The organism is Lelliottia sp. EB106-05-01-XG201 (assembly GCF_058791735.1).
Map to the genome: position 1 here is coordinate 2232320 of NZ_JBYTDV010000001.1, position 18814 is coordinate 2251133.

Here is an 18814-nt window from a genome sequence, read left to right on the forward strand (position 1 = left end):
CGCAGCATCGCGGGCTGTTTGAGAGGCTATCGCAGAATCGCTTCTAAGGCCTGGCGCGCAGCGGGCTGAACATCATGTGGATGTTGATACCCAATGTTCTCAATCGCGCGCGTATAGAGCGCGACCAGCCAGTCGTAAACGTAAACGGTAGCGGCGTGAACCGGCTGCTCGCCGAGCTGCGTCAGCCTTGGCGTGGCGCTGCTGACTACCGGCGTCACGAAGATGGCCTGGCCCTTGCGCACACGGCTCGCCGGACGGGAAGCATGCGTGGTTTCGGCGTAACCCAGCCAGCCGATGAAGTTTCCGATGGTGGCTTGGAGCTGTGCCGCACTGCTTTTATCGGCTTCCACTATGCGCTGTAGCTGCTGCGGGAGGTTAAGTCGGTAGCTGCTGAGCACCAGCGTATCGGCAATGAGCGGCAGAACGGTAGCATCCAGCCCCAGACGACTGGCGGCGGCCTCGTTGCGGCTCCACTGACGCAGATGATTGATCCACACGCGATGGGCCAGACGCGCTTTATCTTTGGTCTGGAACATTTCCTGACCTTCGCTGGCGTTGTCGGCAAAGAGATCGATAACGTCAGTGAACAGGCCGTTGACCTGCTCTTCGCGCGGCTGCTGGACGGCGAGCAACGTTTCGAAGGCTTTCAGCGGAGGCAGCAGTCCTTCCAGCAGTTCGCCGTGGCGGGCGGCGCTGGATTGCAGGTTGCGCACCATCCCTTCGGCCTGGGTGCGCTGCGCAACAGGCTCTGCGGCGATGGGGGCCAGATAGCTTTGCATCAGCGCGCGAAGCTCACGCTGTTGCGCGGTTTTCAGAGCCAGCAGTCGAGACTGGCGCTGTGTGGAAAGGGTTGCCTGAGACAGCCACTCCATCACGCGCTGCATGCTGTGCGTGTCCAGCGCCTGCAAGGTTCCCCAGCGCTGGCCGGGCTTGCCGAGCAGATGCTGTACGGCCTCGTCGAGGTTTTGTTTGGTGAGGAAGCGCGCGTCGTGCGGGGTAATGGCCCATACCAGGCCTGGCAACGCCGACTCTTCTGCGGTCTGGGTCTCTTTCACCCAGTTCAACAGGGTCTTGGCCGTTTTAGCCGTTTGCTCATGGCGGGCGGTAGCATTGCAAATCACCAGCACATCGGGCTGCATCTGCTGGCGATAATGTTCCAGCAGCCAGGTGCATTTTGCCTCTGCCAGCGGGGACAAATCCGCCTCCGATGGCGCGGGGATATCGATGATATCGACGTTATCGAGCACGCTGTTTTCCGCCGGCAGAACCAGTTCGCGGGTCAGGAAAGCCAGCACGTCGACGGGAATACTGATGGCGTTCAGCATCTCGCCGTCATTCAGCGGATGCAGTACCGCTTCCTGCGCATCTGGTGCCGTAAATTCTGCGCGGGTGAGGAAGCCCTCGCTCGGCAGGCCGAAGTTATCGACCAGCAAACTTAGCGGAGCCGCCAGCTCGCGGGCGTGGCTGGTCTGATGCAGCACGTGAGCGAATTTCAGCCACTGTTGCGTGATTTCCTGCTGCTCGCCCCACAGCAGGGACCAGACGCTGGCGCGGGTGCTCAGATCCAGCGAGGGGATCAGCTGGGCGAACTGGTGCCACAGGGCGTCGTCCATCTGCTGTTCAGATCCGGGAACCGTCGTGCGCCAGTAGCGGGCAATGGTCGCCACTTCCTGGGCAGTGATCCCCGGTACACCCTGCGGCTGACGTAGCGCACGCCATTTATCAACGCGCGCTTCGATGACCGATTTTTCCACCGGGCGAATCAGGGTGTGCATCGTCGTGCGGGCGATAAACAGCTGGACCAGCTCGGCTTCGGTGACCAGGCTCAGGCGCAGCGGGAAGGCATCGTCGCTGACATCACTGGCGCGCGGCGTGAAACGCACGGCCATGTTGGTCAGGGCGTGGCCGGGGTTGATATGGGAAAAATAGTCGAAGGTGCGCTGGCCGGGAGAAACATCCAGTCGACCGTTTCCGCTCCCACAAAGCGACGTCAGCAGATGGGCTTTTGCCGCCTGGGAGTGGCCGTTCAGGCCAATGCTGCTGTGGCCGGTTAGAGCACGGTCGAGCGCCTGTCCGCGCGCCTGCGCACAGGTCAGGCGGGCCAGCAGGGCGTCGGCGTCGTTATCCAGCATCGGGGCGTGCAGGCGCGTTTCATTGATCCACTCGATTAAGGCCTGAGTGGTGGCAGTCATCGCTGTCATTTGAGATATACGCTCCCGCTGTCGATCCAGTAATGGCTTCCGCTGTGGCGGCGGTCGGCCAGGGTATTCAGTTTAAACGTTAAGGCGTCCGGCGGAACCGGCGTTCCGTCCTGCAGCCAGGCGTCGCTCAGCTCAAACGACTCCGGGCCTTCGTGTTTCGTGCCGCCGCGCAGCTGTAGACGCACGTTCAGCACCCCGTCACCGGCGATGGCTTTTGCCAGCTCGGCGGAGTTGATGCTCAGGGTATATAGCGGCGTGGCAGGCCAGCGGGCGTTCGCCAACTGACGGAAACCGAGCGTGACGTTGCCGCGCAGAGGGAAGTGCAGTTTTGCATCCAGCTTCGCGCCCGGTTTATCGAGATCGATGTCCTGATACCAGACGTTCTCTTCGCGAAGGGTGTTGACCGTGTTATCCAGCACGCCCAGATAACGCACGGTCGAATAGGCGCCAATATCCGCCGCCTTGAAGTTAAAGCGCGGCAAACGCAGGTCGAGGGCGAGGCTGCAGAGCATTGCGCCCACGGCTGCCGTGGATTTTGGATTGCCAATACGTCCCTGCTGACTGAACGGGTACCACTCGTGGACGCGATATTTATCCAGCCAGACGATGCGGTTGACCGGCACCGGCTGCAGGTGGCGAATCAGCGCCTGCACGCCAGGCAGACAGCCCGGACGCCCGGTGATCAGCAAAATGTCGCAGGCATAGTGGGAAATGGCTTCGCACACGGCATGCAGCGGCGCGGCAAGGGTAAACTGGCCCGCCAGCATCGCATCCTGCATCTCGTGGAAGTTCACGTGCAGCGGAACGGCAAACAGATCGAACGGCGCAGAACCGGCCGGAAGCGCATGATCGATCGCCTGCTGCAGATAGTTCATCACGTTGCGGGTTGGCTGCTGTTTGAGCAGATCGCCGAAGGTGGCGTGTAAACCCGCCAGCGGATCGTCGATGTCGCTGCTCTCCCAGGCCGCCAGAATGCCATGACCAATCGGCATAAACAGCTGAAGCGCCGTTTGCTGCCGCAGGACTGCCTGAGTATCAATGCGCCCGGAATCGCCAAACAGGGACGCCATCAGCAGGGAGGCGTCGGCGATACCCGATTTTTGCAGCTGCGTTTGCAGGGCGGGCAGGACGTAGCGCTGGATAACGTCCAGCAGCGTATCGTCGCCCGCGACTTTGAAGCCTTCGCGGAACAGCAGCTGTGGCGTGATTTTGACGTTATTCCCTGAACCATCATCCAGTTGATAGTGGGTGATCGCCATATCGGTCGTGCCGCCGCCGATATCAATAGAGGCGACGCGCAGGGAGCGCCCTGGCTGCGCGCCCGGTTCGACTTCGCGGTCCGGGCGGGCGAGGGAGGCGAAGAAGGCTTCCGTCTGGCCGCCAAAGTGGGAAATAGCCTCGTTATACAGCCACACCAGCTGACCGCAGCTCGCTTCGTCCCACTCCATCTGAATGGCCGGGACGGGAACCACGCTTTTATCCTGCTGTTTGCGGCTGGCAAAATCATCATCCTGCGGGTGCCAGCCCATCGCTTTCCAGACGATAGCGATGGCTTCAAACATGCGGCGGCGGAAAATCTCGCGCTCCTGTTTTGGCATCGCAGAAGGCAGCGTCAGGATCAGGGTGCGCAGCTGGCGCGGTGACGCCGGGAAGCCAAGGCGCAGACGCGTGGCGACGCTGTTGATCTGCCCGAGTGCCTGAGCGAGGAGCTCGCACAGCATATGGGTCATCAGGGTGCTACGGCTGTACTGCGGCGAAAAGACCGGCAGACGCTCATCCTGTGGCAGGGTGAACAGCGGCTGTCCGTCATCGTTCATCAGGTTCATCAGCGGGAACGCGGTCGCCAGCGGTTCGCGCTGGGTCTTGGCGTTCATCTGGCTAAAGCGCCAGTCCTGGACCGTTGGGGTTTCATCCCACAGATAGCGGCGCGGGCTGGAGATCCCGCTGTTGCCTTCGGTGCCCAGACGCTGCATCGCCAGTTTGCGCGCTTCGTCGCCGACGCGCACGATAGACGGCCAGACAAAGGCGTCTTCACGGCCACTTTCGACGGAGAAATGCTGTTTGCCAAAGCGGGCTTCAGAGAACTCAAGGCGGCTGGTAAACAGCGGCTCGTTCAGGAACTGCGGTTCGCTCAAAGAACGCACCTGTAATTCGGCGGTCTGGCGCAGGCCGTCGTTGGCATCGCCGTGATCTTCAATGATTACGCCGCAGGTGTGGGTGTTGCCAACATCCAGAATCAGATCCACCGGAATCGCCGGGGTGCTCAGGGTGTGAGTTACGAATTTGACTTCCGGAACGGTGATCTGCTCGCCGAGCATGGTCATCAGGTTCAGCCAGTGGGCCTGATATTCAAAGCCGCGCATCGCCTGATGCAGGTCGCGCTCGGAGCGGTTTTCCACGCCCGTCGCGTAGCCGCTGAACGCTTCGCGCAGCCAGCCGTCAATCCATGTCTGATCGAGGAAACTCAGCACCTCGTCGTCACGCCAGGCCAGCGCAAAACGGGTACCGTTCAGAATATCGTTTTCGACCGGCGACAGGCCCGGCGTGGCGTGATCGGCAATCTGGCTGTCGAGGGCGAAGGTCACGCGGTGGGTATTACCCGCACTGTCCGGCGTCTCAAGCTTACGAACCTGCGCGCGCGCCCAGTTATCCGGGCCGTCGACAAAGGTACGCGGTGGGTTAAAGCGTAAAAACGGCACCGGAATCCAGACGCCATCCAGCACCGTCAGGGACTGATGCAGGGTGAAGGTGCTCTCGGGTTTCACCACTTCCGGCTGACCGCCACGCGCCGCGGGCAGGGTGTAGCGACCATTCACCAGATCGTAGTTCAGGCGCAGCAGAGGGCCATTGGCGGTTTTACGCACGAACCGGCCCAGGCTTGCCGAGTCCTGCGGGGTCAGACCGAAATCGAGAAACTGTACGCCGCTGTTCGCAATCAGCGTGACGCTTTGTTTGTAGTCGCAAAGATTTACCAGCATAGGATCAGGCACCTGCTTTCTTGAACGTCAGCGGAACGACGGTTTTGGCATCATAACGGGCAGTACATTCCGCCACGTCGTTAGTCCCGGCTTTACAGGCGATCTCCGGCATCGGGTAGCGCGAACCGTCCGAGCAGCGAGCGTTGCCGCGGCTCTTAATCATCAGTTCGCCGTTGCTGTGCAGCCCGGAGAAAATGTCGCTGCGACACACCACGTTGTCGCCCTGGACCACACGGGCGATGCCCTTGTTGTTCTGAATCTGATAGCGCAGGGACGGCGCTTTGCCGGTCACGGGATCTTTAATGTCCAGCATGGCGCGCCAGGTGCCGTTGAGGAATTTGGTGGAGCCGGTTTTCACCTGAACCGCGTCCATCACCATCGCATCTTTAGGAATGGCGGTGATGACGACCGCTTGTGCCGCTGGTGCTGGAGCTGGTTCTGCGGCTTTCACCGGCAGGACCTCGGCCTGATGCAGCGGCAGGTTCATCGCCATCTCCACCACCGGTTTCACCGGTTTAGGAGCGATAGCGACCGGGGCTGGCGCTGGCGTGGCGACAGGTTCTGCCGTCGGCGCCTGTTTTGGCCACAGCAGCGGCGCGGCCACGGCGGCGACAATCACAGCGGCCACAGGCAGGGACCAGAGCGGAACGCGGCGCTTCTTGCGGATAACCGCAGGTGCAGGCTCTGCAGGAGCGGCCACTTCTGGAACCACCTGCGGCGCAGGTTCGGCGGAATAGAGATCGTCTTCGGTGACACGAACCACAGGCGGCGGGGCGATAAGCGGCGCGTCGGCCTGTTCAAACACAATGGTCGGCGCGGGCTCTTCGGGCTCCGGCTCTTCGACTGGCGCGGGCATCGGTTCCGGCTTGAGGGATTCGCGCAGGCAGTCGAGCACATCGTCGCGCGCGTTTTCATTGAGGTTCACGAACCCCCAAAAGGTGATAACCGGCTTGCCGTCGACGAGGAACAGGAAGTTTTCACTCGGGAACTGGAACGCTTTTGAGAGCAGGGAACCAAACAGCTGCTGAGCGGTTTTTGGCGACTGGAGGCTCTTTTTACTCAGCGACTCGACGCTGGAGAGGGTGTTCTCCAGATAGCGCAGGGCGCGAAAACGTTCGTCTTCATCGGCGGCATTCCAGCTCGCAATATCGCCATCCAGCGGCGCATACCAGTCCACCCGGTCGCCGCCGTCGTTGACCTGCGGGATTGCCAGACAATCGACTATCGCCTGCTGCTTGCGCAGACGAAGCGCTTCACGGATTTGTAGTGCTGATTCAAATACGGCCTGTCCGCCGCCGCCAACGGCCTGAAAATCATCGAGATTACCGCTGCGTAAAAGTGTTTTTGCCACGATTTGGTCCTGTAGACTTCTTCACCCCATTACTTTAACCAAACCGGAATGCAAGCAAACGGACGAGAAGACGCTAAAAGCGGCGATTTCTTACAGGATAGAAAGCGGCATTAGTGCTTGACGAAGCAGCACACTTAAGACAAATCACTGCGCGCGGGCTGTCTGTTAAACCAGCAAAAATGACGCCTTTAGAATAACCTGAGCGTGTTTCGTTATTTGCCACTCACTCGGGCCTGTGCTGTTATTGTGGTTCTATATATAAAAATCATAAGGCTTATAACCATGACCACAGGGAAAACGCTGCTCGCGCTGGCGCTGAGCACTCTCTTACCGGCAAGCGCCGCATGGGCGGCAAACACAGATACGATTATTTACTGCTCCGAGGCATCACCGGAGTCGTTTAACCCACAAATCGCCAGCTCCGGCCCGTCGTTCGTGGCCAGCTCCCAGGTGCTTTACAACCGTCTGATCAATTTTGATCCGGTGAAAAACACCGCGGTTCCTTCGCTAGCGGAGTCCTGGACTATCTCTCCGGACGGCAAAACCTATACCTTTACGCTACGTAAAGGCGTGAAATTTAACAGCAATAAATTCTTCAAACCGACCCGCGATTTTAACGCCGATGACGTTATTTTCTCGGTGCTGCGTCAGAAAGACCCTAAGCATCCGTATCACAACGTTTCGCAGGGGAATTACGAATATTTCAATGACGTCGGCCTGGACAAACTGATCCAGGAGGTCAAAAAAGTCGATGATTATCATGTCCAGTTTGTGCTGAACGAGCCGAACGCGGCGTTCCTCGCCGACTGGGGAATGGATTTCGCCTCCATTTTGTCTGCGGAATACGCGGACGTGATGCTTAAAAAAGGGACGCCGGAAAACGTCGATACCTGGCCAATCGGCACCGGCCCGTACGTGCTGCAGCAGTATAAAGTCGATTCCCTGATCCGCTACGTCGCTAACCCGAACTACTGGGACGGCGAAGTGCCGACCAAACACCTGATTTTCTCCATCACGCCTAACGTCGAAACGCGTCTGGCGAAGCTGCAAACCAACGAATGCCAGATCATTCCTGCGCCTTCGCCGGTGCAGTTTGACGTGATTAAGAAAAACAAAGACCTGACGCTGCACTCCGTGGATGCACTGAACGTCGGCTATCTGGCGTTCAACACCGAGAAAAAGCCGTTTGATAACGTGCTGGTGCGCCAGGCGCTGAACTATGCAACGGATAAAACCGCCATTGTGAACGCAGTGTTTATGGGCTCCGGTACGGTGGCGAAATCGCCGATCCCGCCAAATATGCTCGGGTATAAAAAGGACCTGAAGGATTACAGCTATGATCCCGAGAAAGCGAAAGCGCTGCTGAAGCAGGCGGGGCTGGAGAAGGGCGCGGAAGTGACGCTGTGGTCGATGCCGGTTCAGCGTCCGTATAACCCGAACTCGAAGCGCATCGCGGAGATGATTCAGAGCGACTGGGCGAAGGTCGGCGTGAAGGCGAAAATTGTCTCTTACGAGTGGGGCGAGTATCTCTCCGGAATGCGCAAAGGCGAGCACGATACGGCGCTGTTCGGCTGGATGTCGGATAATGGTGACCCGGATAACTTTGCCGATGTGCTGCTGGGCTGCAACAGCATCAAGACCGGCTCCAATGCCGCGCGCTGGTGCGACAAGGGGTATAATGACCTGGTCGAGAAAGCGAAGCTGACCAGCGATCCGGCGCAGCGCGCGGCGCTGTACGGCCAGGCGCAGGAGATGTTCTATCAGCAGGCTCCGTGGATTGCGCTGGCAAACGGCAAAACGTTCTACGCCACGCGCAGCAATGTGACGGGTTATAGCGTGAGCCTGATGGGCAGCGATTTCTCGAAAGCGAAGTTGAATTAACATTTCAGTATTTGTAGGGGCGGTGCGGCCTAAAATGCCCGGTGGCGCTGCGCTTACCGGGCCTACAAGACCGCGCAGAACCCGTAGGTCGGGTAAGGCGAAGCCGCCACCCGACAAAAAGACCGCACAGAACCCGTAGGTCGGGTAAGGCGCAGCCGCCACCCGAGAAAAAGATCGCACAGAGCCCGTAGGTCGGGTAAGGCGAAGCCGCCACCCGACAAAAAAGAACGCACAGAACCCGTAGGTCGGGTAAGGCGCAGCCGCCACCCGGCAAACTCAGTTAACAAGGAGTGACAATGTCACATTTAGATGAAGTGATTGCCCGCGTGGATGCGGCGGTGGAAGAGAGTGTTATCACCCACATGAACGAACTGCTGGTCGAGCTCAGCGAAGACACCGAACTCACCCGCGAAGATCGTTACGCCCAGCAGCAGCGTCTGCGCAACACCATCGCCCACCACGGCAAACAGCACAAAGAAGAAGCAGAAGCCCGCCATGAGCACCTGACCCAGGGCGGCTCGATTCTGTAAGGTTCAGAACTGGCGTCTCGCCACCAGCCAGGCGCCTATCACCAGCAGGACAGCCCCGCAGACCGGGCCAATCAGCGCCCGCAGCGGGATCCCCTGGCTTTTTAGCACGTCCATCACCAGCCCGCCAATCAGCTGACTGGCGACCAGCACCGCAATCGTGGTCGCCGCGCCGACGTACTGATAGCCGCTGATGCTGGCAAAGACAAAAAACGACCCTAACAGTCCCGGAATCAACGTCCACCAGCGGATCGTCGACGCCAGTTCGCTAAAGCCTGCCACGCCGTTTTTAATCAGCAAAATGCTGACAAACAGCACAATACCGACCAGAGAGTTCAGCAGCATGGCGATCAAAATCGTCGATGACGACTGGGTGATGCGCACCATCAACGTGTTCTGCACCACCAGGCCGATTCCGGCCGCCACCAGAAAAACCAGCGTCAGGGACTGATTCATCAGATGGCGTCCGGATCGTTGCGCTCGTCGAGCTGGAGCTGCATAAACGTCAGATCCAGCCAGCGGCCAAATTTAGTGCCGACCTGCGGCATCTGCCCGGTAGTGACAAACCCGAGCGTTTCATGCAGATGAATCGAGGCCTGATTTTGCGCCTCAATACCCGCCACCATCACGTGTTTGCCGATAGTGCGCGCTTCAACGATCAGCTGTTTCATCAGCTCGCGGCCAATGCCTTTTCCCTGATGATCCCGGTGAACGTAGACCGAATGCTCGACCGTGTGGCGGAACCCGTCGAAGGCGCGCCAGTCGCCGAACGAGGCATACCCCGTCACCACGCCATTTTCTTCGCTCACCAGCACCGGGTAGCCCATCAGCGTGCGCGCTTCGAACCAGGCAATACGGTTATCCGTGTCAACGGTGGTATCGTTCCAGATCGCCGCGGTATGCAGCACCGCGTGGTTGTATATCTCGCCGATAGCGGCGCAATCTTCTTTGCTGGCGTGACGAATAATCATCGGAACCTCGGAATGTGTTGTTCACTATAGTGGTACGAATAGTTTACTATGTTATCGGATTTAATAGAATCATGTTTATAAATAGTATTCGCCCACCATCACTCAGATACTAAAATGCTCGTTGATAGAATGACTTCTTGACATTCTTAGCCTGTGATTTAGAGTTGAAATTGGTTTTTTTGCATCAAAATCACAAAAAAAGGAGTTTCACTTTGCTCATTAACTTTTCATTACGCAATTTTAAGAGCTTCCGAGATGAACAAAGTTTAAGCTTTGTTTCCTCCATGGGTGATGAATTTCCTAAACATACCATTGAATTAGAAAATGGTCTTCGCGTGAACAAAATTTGTTCAGTGATTGGTGGGAACGGAGTTGGTAAGACACAACTTTTCGATGCGGTAGAGAAGTTTTCTTCAGGAATAACTTACAACACACTACATGAATTACATCTGCCATATATCTTTTCAAAAGAAAACATAGCAAAACCTACTAGTTATGAAATAATTATTACTGATTCAGAAAATAAAAACTTCCTCCGCTATGGCGTTTCTGTACTTAATAAAATGATAGTAAGTGAATATTTATTTAGTCGGCCAATAAAGAAAGGTGCGAAAGAGTCATGTATTTTTGAAAGGTTAGAAGGACAACTATCATTCAAGAAAGCCGAATATAAAAAACATGAGACTTTAATAAAGCCGGTCCTTAAGGATAGTGGTGCTGTCGTCACGTTCGCTAATTCCCTTGAAATTCCCGAATTGAATTCAATTGTTGAGTGGGGATACTCACATATTGCATATGAATCTGAGGACCCTGAACGTGAAATAAATTTCATAGAGGAACAACTTCATAACAAACTAATTTCTAATGAGAATGACAATGCAGAGTATGTTAATAGTTTTCTTTTAATGTACAATCATTATATAAAATCTTTCCCGCTGCACATTAATCGTGTTGAGTTTACTCCTTCCAGTAGCGATGGACATCATAGATTTATTTATGTGATAGATAATCTTGATGAAGGTGTTACTACAATTCCTCCTGGTGCCAGAGAATTCTTTTTTTCAAATGGCACACTAAATATCCTTGCATTTTTAAGTGTTTTTTTATGGGCGAAGGATGTTGGATTTAGCATATTTGTAGATGAAATTGATTCTTCAATACATCATTCCTTAGCCAATGCACTTGTAAAAATGGTAATTGATTATACTTGTGCTGAAAATGGTGATGGAAGTCAGTTTGTGTTTTCAACACATAATATAGCTTTATTGGATGATTGCATTAGACGTGATGAGTTAAATATAATATACAAAGATTCAGATATGTCTTCACACATAGTAAACGCTTCATCATTCTCGGTAAGAAAAGACTCGAAAATTTCAGCTAAATACTTCCGTGGCGAATTTGGAATGTTACCGGCATTTTTAGACAAGGAATAGTTCGTATGACTAGCAGAACATTTGATTATGACACACCTCGTTCTGGTGTGGTTAGTTGCGAATTAACAAGTGTTGAGTCAATTTTAACAAAGGCAAAAGGGAAAAATGTTTCCATATTCCTTGGTGCCGGTTTTTCAAAGGCTTGGAGTAACGACTATCCTTTAAGTAATGAGATATTTTCTATTTCAGAGAAAGATGCTGCAAAAGAAAGAGCGGAGTATAAATTTTTCGATTTATTTGATTCGTTGTCATTAAAGTGGGCAGATGATAATGCTTCCGACACAGATAAATCAAATGTTTTTAAAATGTTTAAGTATACAATGGATATTTACAGGAGATATCCGAGTTTATTGCCATCTCATCTTGATAAACATACCATTGATTTTTTTGAATCTGAAATCAAAGCCTACATTAAGAAAAGATTTTTTGACAAAGTTGGAATTAAGGAGGCTGAATTAAAATTACCTTCAAGGATTAGAACATCTCAAAAAGACATTTTATCTTTTTTTGACAAGTTAAGCCTAAGCTGCAATATTAATGTTATAACAACTAATTATGACATAGTAATTGATAGAATACTTCATTCCTTAAAATGTAAAAAATCAATTTTACGTGGGCATCCAGTACATATAGATGGGAAAGTACAATGCCCTTCCTCAAAAGGAATTAGTTTATTTAAGCTTAACGGAGGGTTTGAAGTTGTAAGTCAAGGTGATATATTCAAAGTTGATTATAATTCAATTGAACAAGCTTCGCTTAGTCCTAACATTATACTTCCGTCAAATGAGCAAATATATGATGACAAATACTTCAAAAATGTTTTTATAAAGTCATCTAATAAATTAAGGGCGTCAGATCTTCTTATTTTCATCGGGTATTCTTTTCCATCGGAAGACCATATTATACGTTTTTTATTGAAATCCTTTTTAGATGCCGATAGCGTCGACAAAGAAACCATTATAATTAGTCGTAGTAAAGATAGTGCAATACGTAATCATGAAGCTTCTTGCGATTTATTTAAGGAGCTGGATGACAATTCTGGGGTTTATTACTATGGAGGGGCATTTGCACAACTCTGTAATGAAATGGCAAAACTTCCCTAATTAGAGGGAACTATGCTTGTATTTTTAGATTTTGGTAGTGTGTCATACTGTTAAATTTATTGCCTTTATTTTCTGTACTCTTGATCCTTAATGTTATAAGACATATTTTTTTGTTATGACAATGCCATTGAAATCGGGTCCATACACTATAGTATGACGATATGAACACTATGCCAGACGATATGAATCAACGGATTAGCGCGCGCATTCGGGTCGAACGCGAGTCGCGCGGCTGGTCTCTTCGCGAGCTTGCTGAACGGGCAGGCGTCTCACGCGCGATGATCCACAAAATTGAACGCAGCGAAAGCAGCCCAACCGCGACGCTTCTGGCGCGGCTTTCTGGTGCGTTCGGCATCAGCATGTCGACCCTGATTGCCCGCGCCGAGATGCAGGAGGGCAAACTGCTGCGCTTCGCCAACCAGCCCGTGTGGCGCGACCCGCAAACGCATTATCTGCGACGCCACGTGTCACCACGCACGGATTTACCGATCGATTTGGTGCAGGTCGAGCTTCCCGGCGGGAGCGACGTGCCTATGCCTGCGTCGTCGTATGCGCTGGCGCGGCAGCTGATCTGGCTTCAGTCCGGCGAGCTGGTGTTTCAGGAAGGCGATACACGCCATGAGATGCAGGCCGGAGATTGTCTGGAACTGGGGCCGCCGAACGACTGTCGCTTCATCAATGAGACGCAGGAATCCTGTGTTTATCTGGTGGTGCGCCTGAATCAGTCTGGCTCGTAATGGTAAGGCAGTTGTCGAAAACAGGCGCTAGTCTCTAAGGACATTTGCGCAACTGAGGAGCAATCCATGAGTCAATCTGCAAACACAAACCGCCGTCTGGTGCTGGCCTCTCGTCCGCACGGTGCGCCGGTGGCGGATAATTTTCGCTTAGAAGAGCAGCCGATCCCGACGCCAGCGGAAGGGCAACTGTTGCTGCGTACCGTCTGGCTGTCGCTTGATCCTTACATGCGGGGCCGCATGAGCGATGCGCCGTCCTATTCACCGCCGGTCGAGATTGGTGCGGTGATGGTCGGCGGCACGGTCAGTCGCGTCGAGCAGTCGAACCATCCGAAATTTAAAGCGGGCGAGTGGGTGTTGGGTTACAGCGGCTGGCAGGAGTTCGAGCTCTCTGACGGCACGGGCCTCGTCAAGCTGGGCGAAGAAGTCGAACATCCTTCCTGGGCGCTGGGTGTGCTGGGGATGCCAGGCTTTACCGCCTACATGGGGCTGCTGGATATCGGCCAGCCGAAAGCGGGCGAGACGCTGGTCGTTGCGGCGGCCACCGGGCCGGTCGGGGCGACCGTCGGGCAGATCGGTAAGATCAAAGGCTGCTATGTGGTTGGCGTCGCAGGCGGTGCAGAGAAATGCCGTCATGCAGTCGAGGTGCTCGGGTTTGACCAGTGTCTGGACCATCATGCGGATGATTTTGCCGAACAGCTGGCGAAAGCCTGCCCGAAAGGCATCGACGTCTATTATGAAAACGTCGGCGGCAAGGTCTTTGATGCGGTACTCCCGCTGCTGAATACCTCGGCGCGCGTGCCGGTGTGCGGCCTGGTAAGCGGCTATAACGCCACCTCACTGCCGGACGGGCCGGACCGCTTGCCGCTCCTGATGGGGACGCTGCTCAAAAAACGTATCCGCATGCAGGGCTTTATCATCGGTCAGGACTACGGGCATCGCATTCAGGAGTTCCAGGAAGAGATGGGGCGCTGGATCAAAGAGGGCAAAATTCAGTATCGCGAACAGGTGACTGACGGGCTGGAAAATGCGCCGGAAACCTTCATCGGCATGCTCGAAGGCAAAAACTTCGGCAAAGTCGTGATTCGCGTCGCGAAGGATAACTAATTGTACATATTATGGCGGGAATCCCCGCCATAATATATTCTTAAAGTTTGACTATAATGTCTTTAATAATACCAGCATAGCGATCGGCCATACCGGATTCGGTGAGCCGAGGGCAAAAAAATTGCATAATTTTTGGTTTTGAAACTTTTTGCGTCATTCCAATACCAGCGTGAAGATACAGGATATATCTGACAAGTCCCGTTTAGGTCAAAACGGGGCGGTGAATAGCGCTTATTTTTAAGCTGAAGGAAATGAACATGCTTGAATTGGAACATTTAGAAAAAGCACAACGCTTGAGCCTCACGATGCAAGTTGAGGTGAGCCTGAAAGGGGCGTTGATTGCCGGAGCGCTCAAGCCAGGCGCGAGGCTAATTACCAAAGAGATTGCGGATAAATTAGGCACCAGCATCACTCCCGTTCGCGAAGCGCTGTTACGACTGGTCTCCGCCGGAGCCCTGCACGCCACCCCGGCGCAGGCCTTTCTGGTGCCGGAGATTACGCTCGATCGTTATAACGAAATTAACGCTATTCGAAAGCAACTGGAAACTATGGCCGTCGCTGCCGCCTGCGAAAATATGACCGACAGCAAGATGCTGGAATTACGGGATCTGGCTGAAAAATTCCATTCGGCGATGCGTAATGGCGAGGCGCAGCGCGCCTTACATGCCAATCGTGCGTTTCGCTTCCGACTGTATGAATACGCCCAGATGCCAACCTTAACGGCGATGATTGAGCAACTTTGGGTGCGTATTGGCCCTTGCTTTAATTATCTCTATGAAGACGTTCACGACATCACAAAATATTCCTACCGCTATGACGATCTGCTGAATGCCCTTGAGCGTCGCGACGCGGTGGCCTGTGATAAAGCGATAGATAAACTGATTGACGGGTCGACGGCGCTTTTATTGCAGCAATATTTTAATTAAGGAACGATTAAATACGGTTTTAATTTATTGTTATCACTATCCCAGTGGTGAACTATTTCCCGGAAGAATTGATCTTCCGGGAAGGTATTATATTTAACCACTCAACGTGCGTTACTCAAAACGATAGGAAACCGACATCCCCACGCCGTAATTGCGTCCCGGAGCCGGTTCGTAGTAGCGGCCATTGGATTCGTTTACGATGACCGATCCGACATACTCTTTGTCGAACAGATTATCGACGCGACCAAAGAGGTCCATTCCCCAGTTGCCGTAGTTGAATTTGTAGCCCGTATTCAGGCCGACCACGGTGTAGGAAGGGGCTTTGGCGGTGTTTTCATCGTCCGCCATGATGTCGCTCATGTAGCGTACATCGGAGCCAGCGTACCAGCCTTCTTCCGGCTGCCAGCCGAATGACGCGTAACCCATATTGCGGGCGATGCCCGGCATACGGTTGCCGTTACAGTCGGCGTCGGAGCAGACGTTGGTGCGGTAGGTTGCATCCAGATACGTCCACGCCATTTTCAGCTTCCAGTTCTCGGCAAACTGCTGATCGAGAGAAAGCTCGACGCCCTGACGACGGGTTTTCCCGGCGTTTTTATAGCTGGTGCGACCGCCGGAGCTGGCGTCTACCACGATCTCATCATCCGTATCGGTGCGGAACAGCGCCGCCGTCAACAGACCATTGCCGACGCGGGTTTTGCTGCCCACTTCGTAGGTATTGTTGGTGGACGGTTTCAGGCCGAAGTTCAGCCCGCTCTGGTTGCCGGAACGGTAGGAGAGTTCATTGATGGTCGGCGTTTCGAACCCGCGACCGGCGGCAGCGTAGACATTCCACGCATCGGTGATGGCGTATTTTAACGAGCTGGCAGGCAGCCATTTGTGATAGCTCGCGTCGCCGCTGTCATCCCCGTTGGCGCCCTGCACGTAATGATCGTTGGAATCAAACCACACGGAGCTGTAGCGCACGCCCGCATCCAGGGAGAGTTTTTGCGTCAGCTGCCAGCTGGTTTGCAGATAGGGATCGACGTTCCACATCAGGTTACGTTCATCGCGACGTTTATCGCCTTTGACGCCGTATTCTGGCACGCCGTTGTTCATGACGAAGTTTTCGTACCCGCGACGATCTTCGCTCATGTTTTCGTAGTTCAGACCGGTGGTGAAAGTGACCGGGACCAGCAGTTCACCGCGATGGGTCCAGCGGGTATCCACGCCCTGATAGTGGCGCTGCATGTCGATCACCCCGCCGGAGTGGGTCTCTTTCAACTGCGGCTGGTACGGAATCGACTGGTACTGCGTCATTTCGCGCTCACCGGCGTACATCATCACGCTGAGATCGTCCTGCTCTGTCAGCTGACGCTCATAGCGCAGGCCCGCCTGGGTCTGCTTGATGGTTTTGCGGGTGTTGTACTGGTCGGCGCGCGGCGACTGACGCGGGTTGTCGCGCCACTCCTGATAATCGAGTCCGCCCGGATCGTTGGCTTTCATATCGACGCTGTTAAAAATTAGCGTCAGTTTGCTGGCGTCATCAATGCGCACGCCCAGTTTGGCGTTTGCCAGATTTTTGCGCGCGCCGCTGTGATCGCGATAGCCCTGGGTGGTGAAACGGGTGGTCGACACGGTGTAATCCACGTCGCCCGCGTGCGTGCCGTCGCCCATCGCGCCGGTGGCTTTCAGGCCGTAGCGCCAGGTGCCGTAGCTGCCGTAATAGCTGCTCGCCTCAATGGTCGGCGGCTGTTGCCCGGTCTGGCTGGCGATATTGATCACGCCGCCCGAGGCGTTGCCGTACAGGGCAGAGAACGGGCCGCGCAGCACTTCGACGCTGTCGATGCTGGAGAGATCGATGTTTGAGGTTTGCCCCTGACCGTCCGGCATCGTCGCCGGAATGCCGTCGACATACATACGAATGCCGCGCACGCCGAAGGTTGAGCGCGCGCCGAAGCCGCGCATCGAGAGCTGCAGGTCCTGAGCGTAGTTCTGTCGGTTCTGGATCTGTAAACCCGGCACGCTGCCGAGGGATTCTGAAAGGTTGATGCGCGGCGCGGCCTGACGCATATCGTCCCCGTTGACCACGCTGACGGCGGCGGGGGTATCAAGCTCGGAAACGGTCTGCGGCGTGGCGCTGACGATCATCGTTTGCTCTTGTGCAGCCAGCGCGGCGGCAGGGGTTAAGACGATCGGTATCCACAGCAGGGAGAGCGAAGCCTGACGGGCAGAGATGATTTTCATGAATAAAAGCCGGTTATGGGAAAAAACGAACCAAATGGAACACGTGCGCGTATGGTAAATCTTTTGTAAAAGTTTTGAAAACTTTAACAGCACATTGCGTTAACAGAAGTGTAGATAAAAACGAAACGAAGCGCGAAAGAGGAAACAAAGGCTCCACATTCCGGTGAATAATGATTACTATTCTCAACAATAAAACAGGGCGGAGCGATGACTTCGTCTCAGGGAAGCAATGTCGGCATTACACATTTTTTATCAAAGGGAGTCGTCATGTCATTACGTCATCTGTGCTCGCCGCGTCTGCGTGGTTCTTTACTGCTGGGTTCACTGCTGGTAGCGGGTTCGTTTAATGTTCATGCTGCAGAAGAGATGCTGCGAAAAGCGGTCGGTAAAGGCGCTTACGAAATGGCTGTCAGCCAGCAGGAAAATGCCCTGTGGGTGGCCACCACGCAAAGCCGTAAAACGGATAAAGGTGGCGTGGTTTACCGTCTTGATCCCGTCACGCTGGAAGTGACGCAGGCCATTCATAACGATTTAAAACCGTTCGGCGCGACTATCAACAGCGCCACTCAGACCCTGTGGTTTGGTAACACCACCAACAGCGCCGTGACCGCCATCGACGCCAAAACCGGCGACGTGAAAGGGCGTCTGGTGCTGGACGATCGCAAACGCAGCGACACCGTGAAGCCGCTGCAGCCGCGCGAACTGGTGGCCGATGACACTACCAACACGGTGTATATCACCGGGATCGGCAAAGAGAGCGTGATCTGGGTGGTCGACGGCGAAACGCTGAAACTGAAAGAGACTATCGCTAACACCGGCGCGTTCAGCACCGGTCTGGCGCTGGATGCCGCGGCAAAACGTCTGTACAGCACTAACGCCGACGGCGAGCTGATCACCATCGATACGGCCACGAACAAAGTGCTGAGCCGCAAAAAAGTGCAGGACGACGGGAAAGAGCATTTCTACCTGAACCTGAGCCTGGACACCAAAGGGCAGCGCGCGTTCCTGACCGATTCCAAACAGCCGGAAGTGCTGGTGGTGAATCTGAAAGACGGGAGCGTGATCGAGAAAATCGCGGCACCTGAGTCCCTGGCGGTGCTGTTTAACCCGGCGCGCAACGAAGCGTATGTGACGCATCGCGAAGCGGGTAAAGTCAGCGTGATCGACGCGAAAACCTACCAAGTCACCAAAACCATTGATACGCCAACCTTCCCGAACAGCCTGACGCTGTCCGCCGACGGTAAAACCCTGTACGTGACGGTGAAGCAGAAATCCACCCGCCAGCAGGAAGCAACCCAGCCCGACGACGTGATTCGCATCGTGTTGTAACAGGGTGTTGTCGTTGTAGGCCCGTGCAAGCGTAGCGCCGCCGG

General features: G+C 54.5%; 14 protein-coding genes. 8 read left to right on the forward strand and 6 right to left on the reverse strand.

Going from position 1 to position 18814, the window contains the following annotated elements:
* Window positions 1-26: 26 nt before the first annotated feature.
* From AC3WS9_RS10470 to AC3WS9_RS10480, 3 genes are read right to left on the reverse strand one after another with little or no spacing between them, the layout of a single operon-like run.
* Window positions 27-2201, reverse strand: coding sequence for a virulence factor SrfC family protein (locus tag AC3WS9_RS10470; RefSeq protein WP_492488169.1), 2175 nt, complete (start codon window positions 2199-2201; stop codon window positions 27-29).
* The gene (locus AC3WS9_RS10475) at window positions 2198-5179 is read right to left on the reverse strand and encodes a virulence factor SrfB (protein ID WP_285157203.1); all 2982 of its coding nucleotides are present in this window, start codon (window positions 5177-5179) and stop codon (window positions 2198-2200) included. The genes AC3WS9_RS10470 and AC3WS9_RS10475 overlap by 4 nt, the downstream gene beginning before the upstream one ends.
* A 4-nt stretch (window positions 5180-5183) precedes the next feature.
* On the reverse strand, window positions 5184-6530 hold the full coding sequence (locus tag AC3WS9_RS10480) for an SrfA family protein (RefSeq protein ID WP_492488171.1): 1347 nt from the start codon (window positions 6528-6530) through the stop codon (window positions 5184-5186).
* A gap of 282 nt (window positions 6531-6812) precedes the next feature.
* Here AC3WS9_RS10480 and AC3WS9_RS10485 point away from each other — a divergent pair, with 282 nt between their 5' ends.
* Together AC3WS9_RS10485 and AC3WS9_RS10490 are read left to right on the forward strand one after the other, a co-directional pair.
* Window positions 6813-8411 carry an ABC transporter substrate-binding protein gene (locus AC3WS9_RS10485; RefSeq protein WP_492488173.1) on the forward strand — a complete coding sequence of 533 codons (1599 nt, stop codon included), beginning with the start codon at window positions 6813-6815 and terminating at the stop codon, window positions 8409-8411.
* Window positions 8412-8707: 296 nt separating this feature from the next.
* The gene (locus tag AC3WS9_RS10490; protein ID WP_285148884.1) at window positions 8708-8941 is read left to right on the forward strand and encodes a DUF2526 family protein; all 234 of its coding nucleotides are present in this window, start codon (window positions 8708-8710) and stop codon (window positions 8939-8941) included.
* A gap of 3 nt (window positions 8942-8944) precedes the next feature.
* Here the strand turns inward: AC3WS9_RS10490 and AC3WS9_RS10495 are convergent, their stop codons facing one another.
* Window positions 8945-9394 carry a DMT family transporter gene (locus tag AC3WS9_RS10495; protein ID WP_102103794.1) on the reverse strand — a complete coding sequence of 150 codons (450 nt, stop codon included), beginning with the start codon at window positions 9392-9394 and terminating at the stop codon, window positions 8945-8947.
* Window positions 9394-9909: a GNAT family N-acetyltransferase gene (locus tag AC3WS9_RS10500; RefSeq protein ID WP_492488176.1), complete on the reverse strand. Its 516-nt coding sequence runs from the start codon at window positions 9907-9909 to the stop codon at window positions 9394-9396. The genes AC3WS9_RS10495 and AC3WS9_RS10500 overlap by 1 nt, the downstream gene beginning before the upstream one ends.
* 212 nt (window positions 9910-10121) lie before the next feature.
* Between AC3WS9_RS10500 and AC3WS9_RS10505 the strand changes: the two genes are divergently transcribed.
* From AC3WS9_RS10505 to AC3WS9_RS10525, 5 genes are all read left to right on the forward strand, one after another.
* Window positions 10122-11345 carry an AAA family ATPase gene (locus AC3WS9_RS10505; protein WP_492488178.1) on the forward strand — a complete coding sequence of 408 codons (1224 nt, stop codon included), beginning with the start codon at window positions 10122-10124 and terminating at the stop codon, window positions 11343-11345.
* A gap of 5 nt (window positions 11346-11350) precedes the next feature.
* On the forward strand, window positions 11351-12448 hold the full coding sequence (locus AC3WS9_RS10510; protein WP_492488180.1) for an SIR2 family protein: 1098 nt from the start codon (window positions 11351-11353) through the stop codon (window positions 12446-12448).
* 161 nt (window positions 12449-12609) lie between these two features.
* Complete coding sequence (locus tag AC3WS9_RS10515; RefSeq protein ID WP_492488182.1) at window positions 12610-13185, forward strand: helix-turn-helix domain-containing protein; 576 nt, start codon at window positions 12610-12612, stop codon at window positions 13183-13185.
* A gap of 66 nt (window positions 13186-13251) precedes the next feature.
* On the forward strand, window positions 13252-14289 hold the full coding sequence (curA, locus tag AC3WS9_RS10520) for an NADPH-dependent curcumin/dihydrocurcumin reductase (RefSeq protein ID WP_492488184.1): 1038 nt from the start codon (window positions 13252-13254) through the stop codon (window positions 14287-14289).
* A 257-nt stretch (window positions 14290-14546) separates the two neighbouring features.
* Entirely contained in the window at window positions 14547-15215 is a 669-nt protein-coding gene (locus AC3WS9_RS10525; RefSeq protein ID WP_282492962.1) for a GntR family transcriptional regulator, read from the forward strand.
* 111 nt (window positions 15216-15326) lie between these two features.
* Here the strand turns inward: AC3WS9_RS10525 and pqqU are convergent, their stop codons facing one another.
* Window positions 15327-17441, reverse strand: a complete 2115-nt coding sequence (gene pqqU / locus AC3WS9_RS10530; protein WP_285144384.1) for a TonB-dependent receptor PqqU — start codon at window positions 17439-17441, stop codon at window positions 15327-15329.
* A 267-nt stretch (window positions 17442-17708) separates the two neighbouring features.
* Here pqqU and yncE point away from each other — a divergent pair, with 267 nt between their 5' ends.
* Window positions 17709-18770, forward strand: a complete 1062-nt coding sequence (yncE, locus tag AC3WS9_RS10535; protein ID WP_492488187.1) for a 7-bladed beta-propeller protein YncE — start codon at window positions 17709-17711, stop codon at window positions 18768-18770.
* The last annotated feature ends 44 nt before the right edge of the window (window positions 18771-18814 follow it).